Here is a 17413-nt window from a genome sequence, read left to right as displayed (position 1 = left end):
AACATTACCCTGTTACTGAACGGCTTTTGTCAGACGGCGTCAGCGTTTGCTCATTCACGACCACACGGCTGCATGCTTTGCCATACCCTAAGGTATATTTAAGGGCCGGATAGACACGACAAGAGCTGATACTAAACGCGATCGCAATCAGTCCCTGATCTCCCCACATGGCACGGATATGCGGGCGAATGTCATCGGCACTGGGATCATGGGCTAACACCAGATCGGTAAATTCCACTATCTGAGCGAGTTCATCAGGTAATGCAGTGAGGTCTTTGTTGACGATTGCACTGATCTGCGCCGCAGGCACACCCGCTTCCAGTGCCATATTGACCAGCAGCTGAGTGCAGGGGCCACAGTCGTCCCATAAGATGGCGCGTAATCTGGCGGCATATAAAGGTGCCGTAGGCAAATCTCCACGATAACCCGCCATGGACTGAAATTTCAGGTATTTAAAAAAGGCGCTTAGATCCGCGGACAGGATGTCCTGCATATACGCGACGTCGTAGTCATACTTTTTTTGCATCGATATGAGCATTTTGTTCAGTAGATATTTGATCATCGGATACTCCTGGTTGTTTGGTAAGCCTGATCTGAGGGAGCACTTTGCTGTGAGTGTCGCTGAGCGGGGCTTTTTAACGGGCGTTGTAGCAAAAGCAGGCAAAGGGTAAACAGGGCTGCAAAGGTGCACAGCATAGTGGTGTAGATATCGTTGCTTAGTAGCGCCGCACCGAGGAGTGGGCCAGATGCCACGCCTATGCTGGATACCACGACTGCGACGGATGAAAGTTGTCCTGAACTATCCTGCTCTGCGATGAGGGCGAGCAGGTAGGCATGCACGGCGGGCCAGGAAAAAAATAACAGTGCCAGGGCCAGCATATAGACGAGGTTAAAATGCGCATAAATGAGCAGTAAGGCAGCCATAAAAGAGAGTAAAATGCTGCTACATAAATACAGTGTGCGGTGTGTCTGACCTGGTTTCAGAATGGGGAGTAACGCGCCTGCCAGTCCCAGTAAACCGGTCAGTGCAATGATCTGGCTGATCTGGGTTTGAGACTGGCCTGCACTTAGACCCATCTGGCCCGCAAACGCCCAAATCCCGCTGGCCGCGACCAGATAGAGCAGCATCGCCAGCAGCAACCGGGCGCTTTTGGCGGTTAAGCGCAGACGTTTTGAATGCTGTTTGGGGTTATCTGCTGCCGGCAAGGCTGGCAGCAAGGGCAAAAAGAGCATAGCAATAAACACCAGCGCAGCCATGATATAAAACACGGCGTAGTCACCGAGCAGGCGCTCAAGTGCTGGCACGGCATAGATCACCGCAGAGCCGATACTGAACTGAATAAACAGCAAGGTGCCGAAGGCTCTGTCCGGGTTCGTTAAGCGCGCGAGGATGGCAAATGATATACCGACACTAAAGCCGCCCAGTACCCCGGCGATAAATCTCCAAGCCAGCAAACCTGTATAAGTGCTCCATGCTGATGTACTCAGCTCCATAGCGCCTAATGCGATGAAGGTGAACAGTAAAGCGGGTTTCCAGGCAATATGTCGAACCACAAAGATAGCGCAGATGCTGCCCAGTAATGCGCCATACCCATTGCTGGCCACCAAAGTACCGGCCTGTTGCGCGGAAAAACCACCCCCGCCTGCCAGCGCATCCACAACGGCGGGTAAAAAGTTGAGATAGGCCAGTCCGGCCATGGCAACGAATGCCAGGCAAAAATAACGGATCCCTGAGTTTTCTGCATGCTTTGCAGTGTGCTGTCGCATAGTGTGTCGCCTCCTGAGTTATTTTGTCATCACTCTAAGAGGTTCAGAGAGGTGGAAAAACCAGCGGTTTTGCCATTGAGTCGTGAATACTATTCATGAATAATTGCTGATATAGTGTAAATATCGACGCTGTTTACCCAATGCACAGGACTGACTATCATGGATAAACTGAGATCACTGACACTGTTTCTGGCAACCTGTGAGGAACAAAGCTTTGCGGCTGCAGCGCGTGTCTGTAATACAGATCCTTCTACCATCAGTAAAGCCGTAAGTCGCCTCGAAGCTGAGCTGGGGGTAACTTTATTTCAGCGCTCCACCCGGCAATTGAAGATCACCGCCGCCGGGCGGCATTATGCACACACCGTACGTTCGAGCATTCAGGCCCTGTCCAGCTGTGAAGATGAGCTCAGACAACTCAATGACGCACCCAGAGGACGGTTAAAGGTGAACTCCGCCGTGTGTTATGGTCACCTTTACCTGCGCCCGTTACTTAAAGCGTTTTGTCAGCGTTATCCCGAGATCACACTGGAGTTATCTCTAGACGATATGCATGTGGATATTATCGAGCAAGACATTGATGTGGCGTTGCGTACAGGGTTTATCAAAGACAGTCGTTTGGTTGCGCGCTGTCTGAGTCCGATGGATTTTTTAGTATGTGCTTCACCGGATTATCTTGAACAGCATGGCACGCCAGACAGTCGAGGCGATTTCGACAGTCATGCCTGGATAGGCTTTAAGATCAAAGAAACACAGCAGCTACAACCGATTTTTCTGCCAGATGAGCAGGGAAATTATCAGCTCTGTGACCTGCATCGTACCCATATTACCGATGATGGCGAGGCCATGGCACAATTATGTGCCGATGGTCTGGGATTTGCTCAGTTACCGCACTTTTTGGCTAAAGCAGGTTTGGAAACTGGAGCATTGGTGTCACTCTACCCCGCGTTCAGAGCGCCTTTGCCAGAGGGCGGGGTATTTGCGATTTACCCCAAACGTGAATACCTGCCTGCCAGAGTACGGGTTTTTCTGGATTTTTTGGTTGCGGCTTTAGCAGTGCAACAAGAAACGCCAACCCATACCTGGGCCGAGCATTGGCCGGCGCGTATCCGCTTTGACGGATCAGCTGAACAAGGGCGCACAGTTGCCCTGTGAGCGGATCTGTTCAAGCGCAGTGTTCAGGTGAGTGTGCATGCCCTCAAAGGCGAAGTTGCCCATACTGATCCGTTTAACACCTAGCCCGGCCAGGATGTCGATGTCGGGTAAATCAGGCATCGCCATCACATTCAGCGGCAGTGCACACGCATGTGTGATGGCCTGAATATCTGCTGGCTTGACAATGCAGGGCAAGAACAAACCATCAGCCCCAGCCTGCTGGTATTGTTGAGCCCGATGTAATGCTTCCTCGCGCGCGTTTTCCAGACCCAGCAAAAAGGCGTCACAGCGTACATTGATAAAAATGTCTGTCTGCTGTGCAATTAAATGGCCGCGTACTGACGCTAAACATTCAGCAAACTCACCGGCATGGGTTAACGTACGTGTTGAGCCAACCAGGCTGTCTTCAAGGTTAACCCCGACTACGCCCAGTTGTGCAAGTTGCTGAATATGTTTTGCAATTTGTTGTGGGTCACGGCTGTAGCCCGCTTCAATATCCACACTTAGTGGTAAGCTGGTGACACTGGCGATACGGCTGACCATAAAGTGAAGCTCGTCGAAAGGGAGCTGTTCACCGTCCTCGTAGCCCAGCACACTGGCGACGGCGGCACTGGAGGTACCTATGGCCTGATATCCGGCGTGTTGTGCTGCTTTGGCACTGGCAGCATCCCAGACATTCGCCAGTAAAAGAGGGGTTGTTTGTTGATGTAGCTGTGTGAAGTGTTGCATATCGTCTCGCTTTTCCAGATGTTTGTTTTTGTTGGCGACATAGTGCGTTTGCGAGAAATAAAAGACCAACGATAAAAATCGACTTGTATTATAAGCAGAGCTTATAATAAGGCTTTCCAGAAGCTCGGAAGCATCCCTATCGTGTTTAAAAATATGAATCTGCTTGTGACGTTTGAGTGTGCGGCAAGACATCAAAGCTACAGTCTGGCAGCCGCTGAATTGTGCATCTCTCAGGCGGCGGTCAGCCAGCAAATGCGCTTGCTGGAGCAGCAGTTGGCACAGCGGCTGTTTGTCAGGACCGGCCGACACATGCAGCTCACACAGGCGGGTGAAACGTTACACGAACATATTGCACCTGCCTTAACGATGATCGGTCAGGGTATAAATCGTTTACGTCAGGAAGAATTGGCGGGCGAGCTTTGCATCAGTTCTACCCAGGCATTTAATACCCTGTGGCTGATGCCCAGATTGCAGGAATTCGCGAGTTTGTATCCGCAGATCCGCATTCGTCTGCACTCATCCGCCAGCTTTGAAGATTTACAACACGCCCGCATTGATCTGGCGATCCGGTTTGGCACTGAAGTAGAAAAGCACACGCCGACGACGTTAGCGTGTGAATACTTTGGCACATCGCCTGTTTTGCCTGTGTGCTCCGCTCAGCTTGCTGAATCATTGCCACTAGCGGCGCCTGCCGATTTGCTGTCGACCTGGCTGGTCGCCTTAGAGCAGTCTGGTGCTTATGACTGGCCCCAGTGGTTTGAGGCACATAGCGTGCCTGGCTATGCTGAACATCCGCACTGGACCTATGTGAACTCTACAGATATGGCACTCAGTGCCGTCGCTAATGGCCACGGTGTCACGCTGGCAGTGCCTTATCTGTTTCAGCGTCAACTCGATAGTGGCGAGCTGATGATCCCATTTAAACTGCCCCACCCCAATCCGGTAAAACGTTATCTGGTTTATGATCCCAACTCGGCTCGGATCACCCGCCTGAAGATATTTATGGCCTGGTTAAAAGCGCAGGAGATATGACGCGCATAGGGCAAGACTGGTTTTAAATCCCATATTTCTATATTTATGGAAATAATTATTGATCTAAATTTATATTTCCATAATACTAGAAATGTAAATTAAACCGGGAGAGACGTATGTCACCAGAAATGCAGGTCATGCTTGAAGAAGCGGCCGATATGTTTGTGTTCCTCGCTGCGGAATTAACTGTGTTGTTTCTTGTAGTGAGTTATTTAGTGGGTGTGCTGCAGGAATACATCACACCAGAAAAGGTCCGGGAAAACCTGAGTGCACGTAAAGGCAAGGGTTATATGATTGCTGCGCTGCTGGGCGCCATCACGCCGTTTTGTTCCTGTTCAACGATACCCTTTCTCAAAGGCCTGTTGCAGGCACGCGCCGGGTTTGGGCCGGTTACCGTGTTCTTATTTTCCAGCCCGTTGTTAAACCCCATTGTTATCGGGTTATTGATAGTGACATTCGGCCTCGATGTGGCGCTATTTTATTTTGTCGTTGCACTTGTCACGTCTGTGGTGTCTGGCTATGCACTGGAGCGGCTGGGGTTTGAACGTTATGTGCGGGACGAAGCCTACCAGGCTGCGGTCAGCCAATCTGCTTGTAGTGCTAATCAGGCAGACAAACCGGGCTGTGCAGACGTCCCTGCTGACTCACAAACGTCCGTTAACCAGCAGCGCGGTTGTGCAGTGCAAAACTCTAATGAGGCAGCCACGCCTGCAGAAAATCGCTGGTTACGGATCTGGCGGGCCACCTGGAAAGACTTTCGCACTACCCTGCCTTATCTGTTGCTTGGTATCACCATTGGGTCATTTATTTACGGTTTTGTTCCGACGGAGCTCATCGTTGAGTATGCCGGTGAGAATAAATGGTACGCAATCCCCCTTGCGGCCGTGATTGGTATCCCCCTTTACATTCGTGCTTCGGCAGTGATCCCTCTGAGTGCCGGTTTAGTGCAAAAAGGCATGGCACTGGGCTCGGTTATGGCACTGATCATTGGCAGTGCGGGTGCCAGCCTGACCGAAGTCATTCTGCTTAAATCCATCTTCAGAACACAGATGATACTGGCTTTTCTGAGTGTCGTGCTTGGGATGGCGATTACTGCGGGATATCTGTACACGCTTATTTTTTAAATTATGGCACGTCCTTTTTGCGCTGTGAGCCTGAACGACAGCGAGACTTGGACACATTCAATCAAGAGGTAATCTGATATGAAACCAATCAAAGACGTCATTATTATTGGTGCCGGACCTGTCGGACTGGCCGCTGCAGCGAGACTGGTCGAAAAAGGCATACGCCCCACCATCATTGAAAAAGGTAACGCGGCCGGAGCGGCAATGCACCAGTGGGGTCATGTGAGTTTGTTTACGCCCTGGTCCTATATGATTGACGACGCCGTTGTAAGCTTGCTTAATCGACATGGCTGGCCAGGCGTCGATCTTAATGCTATCCCAACTGGTCAGGAGGTGATTGAGCTGTACTTGCAACCTGCGTCGCAGCTGCCTGAGCTTGCTGAAGGGATCCTTTATAACACAGAGGTTTTCGGAGTGTCGAAAGAGGGGATCAGTAAGCACACAACACAAGGTCGCGACCGTGCTCGTTTCGCAGTGCATTGTCGCAATGGACAGGGAATTCAGGTGTTGCATAGCGATGCTGTGATTGATGCTTCCGGCACCTGGTCAACACCTAATCCATTGGGGTTAGACGGCCTGCCTGTGCCGGGTGAGCTGGCAAATCTGGACAGAGTCCATTATGGCATTCCGGATATTTTGGGTGCGCAGCGAGGTGACTTTATGAATAAGCGAACATTGGTCGTAGGTGCGGGTCACTCTGCAATGAATATTGCGCTGGACTTACTGAAACTGCAAACCGCTGAACCGGGCACTGAGGTGATCTGGGGAATGCGAAAAAACAACATAGATAAACTACTGGGCAGAGGTATTAACGATAAAGTGCCGGCTCGCAAGCAGCTGGGGCTGGCAGCAAAACAAGCGATTGAGCGCGGTGCACTAAAACTGCTTCCTCAGTTAGAGATCAGACAAATCACGCGTTCTGACCATGGACTGGATATCGATTCTTTGGTGGCAGGCACCCAGGCTGAGATACAGGCAGATCACATCATCGTTGCCACTGGCTTCAGGCCTGATCTGGATATGTTGCGAGAGTTAAGACTGGATCTGGATCAGATTGTCGAAGCGCCGTCACAGCTTGCGCCTTTGATTGATCCAAACCTGCACAGTTGCGGATCGGTGCGTGCCCATGGTGTCGATGAACTGTCCCATAATGATGCGCACTTTTACATTGCAGGTATGAAGTCTTACGGACGTGCGCCTACCTTCCTGATGCTGACCGGTTATGAGCAGGTCCGCTCGATTGTTGAATCTTTGGCTGGTAATGAAGCCGCGGCCAGACGCGTTCAGGTGAGATTTCCCGGCGCACCTGAAGCTCAGTCTGGCGCTTGTTGTTCTTAGGTAGTGTCGATTTATGTGTTATCGCAGGCAGTATCACAGTCTTGTGATAACACATCATCACAGCCGGGCTCATCGGCCTGATTGGCGCAGCACTCCTCTTGCAAAAATCCGATTAGTCCAATCAGGGCGTCATATTGAGGCACGCAATAAAGCGTCCGGCTTTCTCGGCGTTGCTTAACCAGCCCTACTTTAACCAGACGATTTATATGGTGCGACAAGGTAGAACCAGGTACATTCAGTGCTGCCTGTATTTCTCCAACAGGGACGCCCTGTGTGCCACCTTTCACCAAATATCGGAAAATGCTCAATCGGGTTGTGTGCCCCAGTTCGGCGAGTTTATCTGCCGCTGATGCCAGATCCATAGTGTTGTACTCCTCAGTTATATAATTCCATAGTACTGGAAATATATAACTGAGGCAAAGCAAGCCAGTGAATTTCAGGTCTGTCACCTTTTTCAATCTGGCCTGTTTGATGGAGTTGTGCTCAGGGTCGCGTGCTGATAGGCACTTCCTGTGCATTGCTGTCTCCGGCTATCTCTGGCTGATACATCATTTCAACGCTGGCGGGCGGCGCCAGATAGTTGCCACTGGCCTGTGCCTGTGCCAGATATTCAAACGTTGTCGTCCCGGCGCTGAGATATGCCTGATGCCAGAGCACTTGTTGTGCCCCTTGTGATGTCTGTTGCATAAGCAGACTGGTATCCGGGGAGTCCGCCTTTAACCAGTTTTTATACTGAGTATGGCTGTGTTGCGGGTTGAGCAATCGCAGCCCGCCCGGCAGTGTATCGGTTAACAGGACATGTGCTCGCTTATCAGCCGAAAAGACCTCTAATGTGACTTTGATCAGATCGCCAGGCTTAATTGCCTGACCTGCAAAGAGCTGCCATTTGTCATTGCTGTATATATGATAGCGTCGAGTCACATCCAGACCATTACTCTGCGTCTTGGACAATGACAGAGGCTGACGGGTTTGTACTGTTAACCAGTAGGGCTCTGCCAAAGGTGTCTTTATTTTATATTCGTTGCTCCGAGCATCAGGTGATGCTGTCAATGATACGGGGGCTGCTGCATTATGCTGGTGGTCTTGCAGGGCCAGTGCACAGATCCCATCATTCAGTGTATTGCCAAAATGTCCCTGACGGTGTTGACGACTGATGGCCAGTTTGCTGAGTTGTGCTTTCAATGCCCGGCGCTCAGTGAGCAGCAGAGCAAGACATTGCTCCAACGGACCTGACAGCGCACTGAGGGTTTGATCCTCAAAGCCGGTGTCGAGAACCCGGGTGAGTGCACGCTCCAGTTCAGGCTGTTCGTGTCCGAGCGCTTTCATTGCCAATAGTTGTAACAGATTACTGCGAGTGCCCGTTACACCGAAGGTGTGTCGCCAGGAGAGTACCTGCTCAAGTGTCACCTGTCGGCTTTGCGCCAGCGCCCACCATTGCCAGTCGGCACTGTCATCGTCAAATGCTCGCCGTTGGTGCTCTGCTATATGTAATGCCTCAAGCAAGTCCTGGCTTATGGCTTCTGGTATTGTTTTATCGATAGTCAGATTCAGGGAACTGTTATTGAGCCATTGACTGACGAGCAGCGTGTAGGCGCTCAGCATAGGATCTGGGTAGGTGTGCGGGTAGTAAGCGTATCCCGTACCAAATTGCCAGCTTGAGTTCTCAGTTGCGCCCTTGGTGATCATCTGTTGCAGGGCCTGCTTTCCCTCTGGCCAAAGTTCACTGGCAAGGGGGTTTACACTGTAGCTTAATGCTCTGGAAAGCGTTTGCTCCCAACATTGATGAGGATAATGCTGATGGTGTTGCTGTAGTGCAGACCAATTGGGGGCGAGCTGCTCAATGGAGTGCGCTTCAGCTGATTCGACCTGTACACCCTCCGCCAGTGTCACGGTGTTTTGGCGGGCAGGGTCTAACAGCCATGACTGCTGCACAATACGGCTACTATCGCTGACCCTAAACTCCGAAAGTCGCGGGAATGTCATTCGTTCGCTGTGCAGCTGCAATATGTATTCACCCGGTGGCAGCTCAGGGAGTGTGACATCAAGCAACTGTGGCTCCTGTTCTCGCACCTCAATGGCGTGCTCTGCGAGCGTCTTATCATTGAGGGTGAGCCGCACTTTATCCTGTAATGGTTTACCCAATCGGTTTTCTGCCCGAATGGTGACTATGGCTTTGTCACCCTGGATAAAATGTGCTGCATGAGAGAGGTGATATTCCAGCCCCGCATGACTGGTGATGGTGTTTGTATAAGTCTGTGTGCTCTGTGAATTCAGGGCCACGACAAACACACGCCAGCGCCCAAGTAACTGGGGCAGTTGCAGTGAGACTGTTTTTGTCTGGTTAGCTTTAAGGGGGATGACCGGTTGCCAGATGGTATTTGCCAGAGCCTGAGACAATGTATCGGGTGGGGCGAGTCTTGATCTGGTTACCATCATTGCTTCATATTGAGCTTTAAAAGATTGCTCATCCAGCTGTTGGATAAATTGCGATGCGACCAGTCTGTCACTCAGGTTATAGTCACTGATAAGGCTTTGCTGATACCCTTCACGGTTAAACAATCGATTGAGATGCGTCTCGCCTGCCTGTGCATTGGCAATATTAAACAATGCATCATTGACCAGCCAGAGCTGAATATCCGCGTCCTGATCGCTGGATACCCTGATATCCAGCTGACCACTGGCTGACACTGTTTCTGGGTGCTCTACCCTGATTGACAAAGCGTTAGCGGGGCGCACCTCGACGGAAAGGCTGGCAAACTGGCCGCGCATGTCGGGTTTGGTTGGCAAAGCCGATGCAGAAACCGCCCGTGTAAAACGAGGCAGGGCTTGCCATTCGAGCTGTGCAGTGCTGGCGTCACTCAGCCACTGTTGATGTAGCGCTTCTCGATGGTGGTCCGAGTAAGGCATGACAGCTGTTATCCGAAAGCCGGGTAGCCAGCTGGGCGGTACCTGCAAAGTTAAGTCGTTGCTGCCCTTTTTTACTGTAAAGGTGCGCAGTGACTGGTACTCTCCGGCAGTGATAAAAGCCAGTATTTCGCCGTTTCTGAGGGCGTTTACAGAGAAAGTATATTCCGCTTGGGCCGTTATGTGTTTTTTACCCGTTAAGCCGAATTGGGCAACCGATTCGCTTTCATCTGGTGAAGAGTCACTGCGAAAAACGGTGCGTCTCCACAAGTAACCCTGCTTCCCGCTGTGAATATCCAGATAAAAAAAGTTTGACTCGTTGTCGGGCAGAGCACAGGTTGCGGGTGTCTGGATCTCACAAAGCAACACCTGCTCTTTACGTTGTTGGCCCTGTTCCGTGGTTGAAACTTCCATATGAACAGAGGCCGGCACAGACACCGGATTACCTGAGTGGTCGACGGCTATGATATGTACTTGTCCGTCTTGTTCCCGGACACCAATGTAGTGCTCACGGGATAAGTAGGTCAGTTGCTGATTGAAAAATTGTACTTCGCCTTGTTCTGATACCACTCTGCCAGACAGAGCCAGTTTTACCAGTGGCAAAGTCTCAGTTGGCGTGAAAGTAGCTGAAGACAGCGTGCCATTTGTGCTCAGAGGAATGGCGTTATTACGCTGGCTCGCAGGCTTTTCTCTTCTGCTGCTAAAGTCATACTCTTGTGGCCAGCCACTGGGCAGATCTGAATAACCAAAGCGAATAAACTGGTATTTCAGCTCACCACTGAGGTTGCCAGCATCAAATCCATTCATGGTTTTGCCACTCACAGAGACGTTCAGTGGCCGATCTTTATATGCTGTGTCAGGGTGTTGCCAGGTAAATTCTATCTCAGGTGGAATAAACTCAGAGACATAAATTGAACCCAAAAAGTGAGATGTATTCGCTACCTTGGCGTGCACATGATATCTGCCCTGCTTATCAACGCCTTCGGGGAGGTGAAATTGTCTTAGCCCAAACTCAGACACTGACTGTTGCGCCAGGCGAGCTTTGTGTTCGGAGCCTCTTCTTTGCAATGTGAGCTCGATATTGTTGAGCACAGGTTGCAGGCCGTCGCTGGTGTGACGATACAAAATGACACTTAAGTCGATGGCTGAATTGGGCTGGTAAATGGGCTGGCTTTTAAGCAGCTCGCCACTGATTGCCGCAGTGGATTGGGGTGTGAGCGCCATTATGGCGTGTGTGGTGTCTTTGCTGGCCCATAACCAGCAGTCAGCATTGTTTTGTGGCTGTAAAGACTGCCACTGTTCAGGAGGCAGCGTAAGCAATCCCTGCTGATTACTTTGGCCAAGATATTTGGGCGCGCTAAAAGACGCACAGGCAAGGTAAATATCGACATCAGCGATGGCCTTGTCGGTATCAAATTCTGTGTTGTAAAGGGTAATACCGGAGCCATGATGGACAGACAGGTTAAAGTCTGACGCAGTCAGTGTTTGCTGCTGCTTACGTACTGTTATCTGACTATCATAAACAGAGGACGAACCCGGGCCTTGGAGAGCGTAAAACAGTATGCCACTTCGGTCTTTCAGATGGTCACTGACAGGCAAGTTAGTTTGATGTATTTGGTTATCCATATGACGCGGCATATCCGACAAGGGCATAAGGAGTTCTGATTTATCTTTTGTCTGTAGCCAGTGATGCAGCTGCGCTAGTTCAAATACGGGGTAAAATTGAATTGAGAGATCTGCTGTATTACGTGTGCTCAGAGACAGTGCCGCGGGGGTACGTGCCCGATATGCACTGCCTGATTGCTCGCTGATATGCCAGTAAGGGCTACTGGGCCCTGTACTCAGTGTCAGCATACCTGCTTTTTTAAACGGATGCCCCGTTGAGTCTGAACGTAGTGCGCTGAGATCCAGTTGGTAGTCCGTTTCCCCTTTGAGTGCGATGGGATAATAGTACAGGTCACTTTCGTGGCTTTCACGCGCGTTGCCTTTGATTATCACAGGTTGCGTGGCAACCGATGCTGACAGGACAGACTCCATTAGCCAAAACTTCTCTACCCTGTGGGTAAAGCCCAGTGCCAGTGCTTCTGGGGCACAGGAGCCTGCCTCTTCAGGGGGAAGCGCTTTAAAAGCGTTTTGCCAGAATGACGCTCGCGGGAAAGGCTTTACACAAAAGAGCCCCTTAAACTCGGCCTCAACCTCTGGCTCTGGGCGTTGCTCCGGGGAGTGAATAGGTTGTGAGGCCGGTAATGCAATGTGCGTTTCTGTTGGCTGAAAACCGGCAGGCAATGCAACCTCCAGCTTGCCGTTATCTATCGACTCAGCAAAGTCAAATGTGAGCTGATAGCTTTGTCTTGAATCGGGTATCTCATAATGTCGCGCTGTTGGAACAATAGACTGATCATTGAGCTTAAAGGTCAGCGAGTGCGTGATATCCCATACAACGCGTTTGTCTGTTTCTGTGTCAGCAGAGTAAACCAGCTGAAGCTGCGTTTCTTCACGCTCTCCTATGTAAACGGGCCAGTTGGCACTGTGCCACTTTGCTGCACGGTCATTTTGTAACTGAGAGTGCAGGCCAGGAAATCCGGCTTCAACACGCACTTTTACTGGTTTATAGGCACTTGTTTTTGTGTGTATATCACAACTGAGCTTATTGAATGCCACATAGCGCCAACGGCACTGCTGCTTGTATTGATCAGTGAGTGTGATATGCGCTAATTGTGCGTGGCTCGGTACTTGTCCCGGCTGAGCAATATCCTGGTCAAATTGGATCAGAATTTGTTTGAGGGTGTTTTTTTGAGTATGAAAGCGAATATCCGCGACCTCTAACGCCTGAGTAGCCCAGGTTAAGCCGGTGAGCAGTAACAGCACGCCTCTGAGTAACATATTGAGTCCTTGTATTGGAGTATCTGGTGACTTTAGCAAATTTATAACGTTGGTCAGTAGAGAAAGGGGTTAAAGGCGCATTATTTAGCAAGATTATCATTTTTTTATTGATAATATTTCAATCTTTAGCCAATTTATCGTCAGGTCAATAGGGGCTACCATGACACGCATTGCTTATTAATTTTGCGCTTGCTTTGGGAGGCCGATAACCGTGGTAAATCTCAACACTCTCAACAGCCTGTTGGCTGGGATCTTTTTTATTCCGTTTGCTTTGCCGGCTATTGGTGCACAAAGTACTAAAGACAAGGTCAAAGTGATCAGCACTGAGCAAATTGAATGGGGTTACCTTAACCCTGCCCGGGGTGATAAAAGCCCAAGAGCGGCAAACCTGTGGGGTGACAGAACAGGTTCTGGTGCCACCGGAATGCTGGTCAGATTTGAACCCGGCTTCTCATCGCCGCCACATATTCACAATGTGTCTTACCGTGGGATTGTGATTGAGGGATCACTACATAACGACGACCCTACTGCCAAAGCCATGTGGATGCCATCGGGCTCTTTCTGGACCCAACCCGCAGGTGAAGACCACATTACGTCAGCCAATGCGCCAGCGAATATGATTTATCTGGAGATAGACAGCGGTCCTTATCTGGTGAAGCCCTCTGCTCAGCAGTTCGACAATGGTGAGCGCCCCGTTAACCTTCACTATAGTAACCTGACCTGGCTGGATCAGAGCACCTCGACTCAGCTGGTCGGTAACGGAATAGAAATGGCTAATTTGTGGCAAAAAAATGGTTTGTCAGGTGTGCTGTTGCGCTTACCTGCTAATACAAAAATGACGTTGTCGAGCGAGGGCACCGAGTTTAAGGCGGTGGTGATACAGGGGAAACTTACTGTCGAGCGGGAAAATGCTCGACAGATGCTGCACGCAGGCAGCTTTGTGGCAGCGCACTTGCCTGTAGACATGTCTTTTTCAGCGGACCAGCAAGTGTTGTTGTATGTACGTACTAATGCTGCGTTTAAGGCAACGGGAGAATAGCCATAGGGTCACAAAAGCAGGCTGAGTAAAGCCTGCTCTTTATATCAGGTGTTATGGACGGTAAATAGTACGCAGATAGTCTTTGACACCATCGTCACAACGCGCACCATCTTCTTCCCCTTTTGCTTCAACAGGGTAAAGGCGAACCTTGTAGCGGTATTTTTGCGCATCCAGAGCACGCATATAGATGCCGCCGAAGTTGCTGTCGTCGTAATCTTTGTGCATGACATCTAGTGTTCGGCCGTCGTAAGCGCTGGTTGAATAGACTGTAATGCCCATTGAGTTTGGTACTACACGCTCGATAAAGGCTTCACACCAGTGCGCGGCATTCGCGCTTGCAGATAAAACAAGTGCTGCTGATGCAGCTAATAGAGATAGTTTTTTCATGATATTTCCTTATGATGATTTCCGACTCCGATTGAAGTCGCATCAAATATAGGAACTAACAATGAATCTTAGATGTGATTTTTGTGTATTTTTCATACACTAAATATGTCACGACGCAATGCCTGGTGACCAGTAAAAAAGCTCAGTCAGACCAAGCTTTTCGCTTGCACCGGCCAGTAAACCACAGCTGCTTTAGCTGGGGTTGATCTCGGCGGCAATCACTGAAATTTCTACTAACAGAGCGTCTCGCGCCATTGCGGCTTCCACACAGGCGCGCGCAGGTGCATGGCCTTCAGGAACCCAGGCGTCCCACACTTCGTTCATGTCACTAAAGTACTTCATGTCTTTAATGTAAATCGTTGCAGACAGGATATGCTGACGATCACTGCCTGCCTGTTGCAACAGCTCATCAACTTTCTCAAGCATGGTGGCGGTTTGCTCTTTAATGCCCTGCTCAGCGTCTTTGCACACCTGACCACATAAATAAATTGTGCCGTTGTGTTTTACGATGCGACTCATGCGTTGTTTGGTATCAATTCTCTGTATCACGGGTGGTCCCTTATTGAATGAATTGTGGAACAAAAGAGGTACTCATGGTACCACTGCTTAATTCACAGAGTAACCACTTTGGCCCTGAATGCGATTTAAGGACATGCGCAAAGCATCAAAGCCGATAAGGTGATGAGAAATAAACCTTATCGGCACGACTTGTGTGCAGCTTATAGTCAGGTTAAGACTGGACTGCCGGATATGTATTATGCGCCCGGGCCACACTCCATACAGTGCTGGACAATATCCGGACCAAATTTAAGTTTGGCGTTAAGATTGCGCAGTGCTGTACGCAAGCCTTCCTCGATGACTGGGTGGTAAAAAGGCATGTCCAGCATTTGAGGTACCGTCATCTTATTTTGTACCGCCCAGGCGAGCAAGTGCGCCATATGCTCGGCGGCAGGACCGATGAACTCCGCACCTAAAAACAAACCACTGCCCTGCTCTGCATACAGGTGCATATAGCCCTTATTCTTGTGCATAACCCGGCTACGGCCCTGGTTTTCAAAACTCACTTCACCGATTGCGAAGCAGCCACATTTGCCATATCGCTCGTTCAGCTGTTTAAAACTTTCTCCTACCATGGCGATTTGCGGATCACTAAATACGGCTGCAATCGGTGCACGTCGCAGACCATTGCGCACATCCGGAAAACGTCCGGCATTTTGACCAGCAATGGTGCCCTGATCGGCGGCTTCATGCAGTAATGGGATCTGGTTACTGGCATCACCGGCAATGAATATATGGCTTTCACCGCATTGCATTGTATGTGAATCAGCCAGTGGCACACCGCGCTCATCCAATTCTATACCGGTATTTTCAAGGCCCAGTTTGTCGACATTCGGCACCCTGCCCGTTGCAGCCAGCACATAATCAAACTGCTCTGTTTGCGGTTTGCCATCACGGTCAATGTAGGTGAGCTGAGCTTTGTCACCGACTTGTTTCATATCAGACACTTTGGCATCACTGTCAACGTAAAACTCTTCTGCAAACACAGTATTGGCATAATCCTGAATTTGTGGATCTGTGAGAGGTCCAATGTTACCCCCTACTCCAAAGAGCTTCACCTTAACGCCCAGTCGATGTAGTGCCTGACCCAGCTCAAGACCTATCACTCCGGGACCAAACACCGCAACAGACTCTGGCAAGTCCTGCCAGTCGAAGACATCGTCGTTAATAATAAGGCGATCGCCAAATGCTTGAAAGAATCCTGGTACATTCGGTCTTGAGCCGGTTGCAATCACAAATCGCTTTGCTGTTATCACGGTATGGTCATCGATCTGAACTCGATGCGCATCCAAAAAGCGTGCATACCCTTTGATCCTGTCTTGTTCGGGCAGTTCATCCACAGCTTCCAGTACAAAGCCAACAAACCGATCTCGTTCACTGCGCACCCTTGCCATCACGGCTTTACCATCGATGTCGGGGGGCGTGGTATTGACTCCGAATTTTGGCGCTTCAGTGACGCTGTGGGCTGCTTCTGCTGCTGCAATCAACAACTTGCTGGGCATACAGCCGACACGTGCGCAAGTAGTGCCATATGCACCGGCTTCGATCATTAACACATTATCAGTAGATTGTTTGGCATTACGATAGGCGCTGAGCCCAGCTGTGCCCGCACCAATGACGACGACGTCAGTTTCAAGTTGTTTCATGTTTTACCTCTGAGCAAGGGGGAGTATTGAGGGGCTGTAACGCCCCTTTACAGATGTGTTACTAGGCTTGTAATTAAGCCTGCACAGACATTAAGCGAAGTGCGCCGCTAAGTCGTCGGAGCCACCAATGTGCTTGCCGCCGATGAATACCTGAGGGACCGTTTCGCGGCCAGACAGGGCTTTAAGGCTAGTCAATGTCGCTTGCTGACCCAATACCAATTCTTCATAAACCAAGCCTTTTTCATCCAGCAGTGCTTTTGCTTTGGCACAGAAAGGACAACCAGGCTTAGTGATAATAGAGACAGGCTCAGGTTTAACTTGCTCTGGGTTTATGTACTCAAGCATAGTGTCTGCGTCTGATACTTCAAACGGGTCGCCCGGTACGTCTGGCTCGATGAACATTTTTGCAATCACACCGTCTTTGACCAGCATAGAATAACGCCAGCTACGTTTGCCAAAGCCTAACTCTTTTTTGTCAACCAGCATGCCCATACCTTCAGAAAACTCGCCGTTTCCGTCCGGGATAAGGGTGACGTTTTCGGCTTCCTGATCTTTGGCCCAGGCGTTCATCACAAAGGTATCGTTAACCGAGATACAGACGATCTCATCAACCCCATTTTGTTTAAACACGCCAGCCAGCTCGTTGTAACGTGGTAAGTGAGTTGAGGAACAGGTCGGTGTAAACGCACCAGGTAATGAGAAAACTACAACAGTTTTACCTTTGAACAGGTCGTCTGTGCTGATGTTCTTCCATTCGTCGTTTTCACGTACCGGAAAAGTAACCTGAGGAACTGTCTGACCTTCGATATTGTTTAGCATAATGTGTGTCTCCTTTGATTTCGATGGAGCCATTA

The 17413-nt window shown here is 50.1% G+C and carries 14 protein-coding genes; 5 read left to right on the top strand and 9 right to left on the bottom strand.

Annotation, left to right across the window (positions count from 1 at the left end; translation table 11 throughout):
- Positions 1 to 4: 4 nt before the first annotated feature.
- Both CWB98_RS01360 and CWB98_RS01355 read right to left on the bottom strand, forming a co-directional pair.
- Positions 5 to 562 (bottom strand): hypothetical protein, encoded by a 558-nt coding sequence (locus CWB98_RS01360; protein ID WP_138543195.1) that lies wholly within the window; start codon positions 560 to 562, stop codon positions 5 to 7.
- Positions 559 to 1767, bottom strand: coding sequence for an MFS transporter (locus CWB98_RS01355; protein WP_138543194.1), 1209 nt, complete (start codon positions 1765 to 1767; stop codon positions 559 to 561). Before CWB98_RS01355 ends, CWB98_RS01360 begins: the two co-directional genes overlap by 4 nt.
- A gap of 159 nt (positions 1768 to 1926) precedes the next feature.
- On the opposite strand from CWB98_RS01355, the gene CWB98_RS01350 reads away from it, so the two are divergent.
- On the top strand, positions 1927 to 2919 hold the full coding sequence (locus CWB98_RS01350; protein WP_138543193.1) for a LysR family transcriptional regulator: 993 nt from the start codon (positions 1927 to 1929) through the stop codon (positions 2917 to 2919).
- Here CWB98_RS01350 and CWB98_RS01345 read toward each other — a convergent pair.
- Positions 2887 to 3648 carry an isocitrate lyase/PEP mutase family protein gene (locus tag CWB98_RS01345; RefSeq protein WP_138543192.1) on the bottom strand — a complete coding sequence of 254 codons (762 nt, stop codon included), beginning with the start codon at positions 3646 to 3648 and terminating at the stop codon, positions 2887 to 2889. The genes CWB98_RS01350 and CWB98_RS01345 overlap by 33 nt on opposite strands.
- 141 nt (positions 3649 to 3789) lie before the next feature.
- Here CWB98_RS01345 and CWB98_RS01340 point away from each other — a divergent pair, with 141 nt between their 5' ends.
- From CWB98_RS01340 to CWB98_RS01330, 3 genes are all read left to right on the top strand, one after another.
- Positions 3790 to 4680: a LysR substrate-binding domain-containing protein gene (locus tag CWB98_RS01340; protein WP_138543191.1), complete on the top strand. Its 891-nt coding sequence runs from the start codon at positions 3790 to 3792 to the stop codon at positions 4678 to 4680.
- 116 nt (positions 4681 to 4796) lie between these two features.
- Complete coding sequence (locus CWB98_RS01335) at positions 4797 to 5804, top strand: permease (protein ID WP_138543190.1); 1008 nt, start codon at positions 4797 to 4799, stop codon at positions 5802 to 5804.
- Between the two features lie 78 nt (positions 5805 to 5882).
- A complete protein-coding gene (locus tag CWB98_RS01330) occupies positions 5883 to 7142 on the top strand; it encodes an FAD-dependent oxidoreductase (RefSeq protein ID WP_138543189.1) in 1260 nt (419 codons plus the stop codon).
- An 11-nt stretch (positions 7143 to 7153) separates the two neighbouring features.
- Here the strand turns inward: CWB98_RS01330 and CWB98_RS01325 are convergent, their stop codons facing one another.
- Together CWB98_RS01325 and CWB98_RS01320 are read right to left on the bottom strand one after the other, a co-directional pair.
- Positions 7154 to 7504, bottom strand: coding sequence for an ArsR/SmtB family transcription factor (locus CWB98_RS01325; protein WP_138543188.1), 351 nt, complete (start codon positions 7502 to 7504; stop codon positions 7154 to 7156).
- Between the two features lie 121 nt (positions 7505 to 7625).
- Positions 7626 to 12929, bottom strand: coding sequence for a hypothetical protein (locus tag CWB98_RS01320; protein ID WP_138543187.1), 5304 nt, complete (start codon positions 12927 to 12929; stop codon positions 7626 to 7628).
- Between the two features lie 211 nt (positions 12930 to 13140).
- On the opposite strand from CWB98_RS01320, the gene CWB98_RS01315 reads away from it, so the two are divergent.
- Positions 13141 to 13968 (top strand): DUF4437 domain-containing protein, encoded by an 828-nt coding sequence (locus tag CWB98_RS01315; protein WP_138543186.1) that lies wholly within the window; start codon positions 13141 to 13143, stop codon positions 13966 to 13968.
- Positions 13969 to 14019: 51 nt separating this feature from the next.
- On the opposite strand, the gene CWB98_RS01310 is transcribed toward CWB98_RS01315, so the two are convergent.
- The 4 genes from CWB98_RS01310 to CWB98_RS01295 all read right to left on the bottom strand — a co-directional run bounded on the left by CWB98_RS01310 (position 14020) and on the right by CWB98_RS01295 (position 17378).
- Positions 14020 to 14355 (bottom strand): hypothetical protein, encoded by a 336-nt coding sequence (locus tag CWB98_RS01310; RefSeq protein ID WP_138543185.1) that lies wholly within the window; start codon positions 14353 to 14355, stop codon positions 14020 to 14022.
- A 192-nt stretch (positions 14356 to 14547) separates the two neighbouring features.
- Positions 14548 to 14904, bottom strand: coding sequence for a RidA family protein (locus tag CWB98_RS01305; protein WP_138543184.1), 357 nt, complete (start codon positions 14902 to 14904; stop codon positions 14548 to 14550).
- Between the two features lie 206 nt (positions 14905 to 15110).
- Positions 15111 to 16559 (bottom strand): dihydrolipoyl dehydrogenase, encoded by a 1449-nt coding sequence (locus CWB98_RS01300; RefSeq protein ID WP_138543183.1) that lies wholly within the window; start codon positions 16557 to 16559, stop codon positions 15111 to 15113.
- A gap of 90 nt (positions 16560 to 16649) precedes the next feature.
- A complete protein-coding gene (locus tag CWB98_RS01295; RefSeq protein WP_138543182.1) occupies positions 16650 to 17378 on the bottom strand; it encodes a glutathione peroxidase in 729 nt (242 codons plus the stop codon).
- Positions 17379 to 17413: the final 35 nt, after the last annotated feature.

This window comes from Pseudoalteromonas rubra (genome assembly GCF_005887115.1).
Classification (GTDB): Bacteria; Pseudomonadota; Gammaproteobacteria; order Enterobacterales; family Alteromonadaceae; genus Pseudoalteromonas; species Pseudoalteromonas rubra_F.
Note: the sequence above shows the minus strand (reverse complement) of the source record. Positions and strands in the feature narration are given on the sequence as shown.